At 58.3% G+C, this 1,959-nt stretch carries 1 protein-coding gene; it reads right to left on the reverse strand.

What is annotated here, in order from left to right; all coding sequences use genetic code 11:
- Positions 1-22: 22 nt before the first annotated feature.
- The gene (locus NW841_RS12130; protein ID WP_414386598.1) at positions 23-1,822 is read right to left on the reverse strand and encodes a M61 family metallopeptidase; all 1,800 of its coding nucleotides are present in this window, start codon (positions 1,820-1,822) and stop codon (positions 23-25) included.
- Between the last annotated feature and the right edge of the window lie 137 nt (positions 1,823-1,959).

Consider the following 1,959-nt stretch of genomic DNA (forward strand, 5'->3'; position numbering starts at 1 on the left):
TTAAAGCATTGCTACCTCCTGCCTACTCTTGAGCCAAAAGGGATCCCAGCCAGCCCTGCTGGAGCGCTTTCTGGGTGGGAGTGAGTTCAGGCAAAGCTTCGAGGGTGTAAACATCCGGTCGGGGTGGATCCAAGGGGATCCAGAAGTGTTTCAACTGATCGCCTTGGAAGACGCTTAGGCAGATCACCTGGTGGGGCTGGTAGGCTGCCAGGCGCTCCGGCAAGGTGGTGGCGCTCACCCGAAAGCCGTCTAGGGCTACGAGCTCGTCGCCAGCCCAGATGCCTGCTTTTTGGGCCGGGGATCCCATCTCGACGGCGCTGATGCGTTTGCCTTCCCCATTGAAGTGGAGACCCAGGTAGGGGGAAGGGTTGGGGCGGCTGAAGTGGGCTTTGAGGGTGAGGCCAAAAGGGTGGAGGTAAGCGTTGTAGTCCAGCTCTTCTGTACCTTCCACGTAGGCAGCGAAAAAGTGGCCAAGATTGGCGCCGGCTACCCGCTCAAAGGCCTCCCGCAGGTCTTGGTGGGTGTAGCCTTTCTCAAACCGGCCAAAGCGCTGCCACAAATCCTGCATGGCCGTGTCCAGGGATCCCTGGCCCCCCGAAAGGTGGCGAATGTGCAGATCCAGCAGCCAGCAGACCAAAGCGCCCTTGAGGTAATAAGAAACCTGGCTGTTGAGGCTATTTTCGTGGGGACGGTAGAGTTTGATCCAAGCGTCGAAACTGGATTCCTGCAGCGATTGCACGGCCCGACCCGGAGTGCGCTGCAGCCGGCCAATTTGCTCGGCCAGGATCTGCAAAAAATCTTTGGCGCTGAGGATCCCTGCCCGCAGCAAGATGACATTTTCGTAGTAGCTGGTTGCCCCCTCGCAAAACCAGAGGCAGTCCACGTAATTTTCTTGGTTGTAGTCAATTTTCTCCAAAGCCAGAGGGCGCAGCCGCTTGACGTTCCAAGCATGGAAAAGCTCGTGGGCCAGCAGCGCCAAAAAGCGGCGATAGGACTGGGGCTGATGCAGCTCCAGCCCAGAATAATTAAGGGTGGTGCTGTACTTGTGCTCTAGGCCGCCAAATCCCCCTGGCGACAAATGCACAATAAACCAGTAGCGGTCGTAGGGCAGCCCGCCAAAAAACGCCGCAGTGGCCCGGACAATTTTCTCGGCATCGGCCACCGCTTGCTCCAAATCCAGGGTGCCTGCTCCCCAGACCACGAAGTAATGCGGGATCCCTTCCACTGCAAACGACCGCAACTGGTGCAGGCCCACCTCCACCGGACTATCCACCAGCTCGTCGTAGTCTGCCGCCACAAAAGACTGGCCGGAAGCAGGATCCTCAGAAGAAGAAATCAAAGGTCGCAAACTGGTGGCGATGCGCCAATCTGGCTTGGGAGGGATCACCGTCAAGGTGTAGGGTTCCCGCTCGCGACCGGGCACATAGAAAAAGAGCGCCGCCCCGTTGAAGTAGGCGTGGGTGAGATCCAAATGGTTGGTGCGCACCGTCAGCTCATAGGCATAGACCCGATAGCGAACCTTCACAGCCGAACAGCGGGGCGGCTCGATCTCCCAAGTGTTCTTATCTACCTTCCGCCAGGCCAAAGGGATCCCTTGCTCCGTTGCCGCCTGAAACTCTTGCACATGGCGGGCATATTCCCGCACCAGGTAGGATCCCGGCGTCCACACCGGCAGCCGCAGTCGCAGAGGCGCTTCTGGATCCACCTCTTGGATCTGTAGTTCCACCTCCAGCAGATGATTGGCCGGCTCCGGCATCCGTACTGTGAAGTGCTGACGGCTCGGTTGAGAAGGTGTGGCCACAGCCGCCTCCGGGATCCCCATAAAACCCCTCCAATCGATTACGGCCCCCGCCCCTGGTCCTGGATTCGCTGCTGGACAAGAGACGAGACTTTAAAAATGTAGCTCCTGCTACAAAGGTATCCGGGCAGAACCTTTTAGCTTAGGATAATCTTGCCCCT

This window comes from Synechococcus sp. H60.3 (genome assembly GCF_047462295.1).
Lineage (GTDB): Bacteria > Cyanobacteriota > Cyanobacteriia > Thermostichales > Thermostichaceae > Thermostichus.

Coding starts and splice junctions, on each gene's coding strand:
- NW841_RS12130 (WP_414386598.1), bottom strand. CDS start 1,822: ATGGGGATCCCGGAGGCGGCTGTGGCCACACCTTCTCAACCGAGCCGT.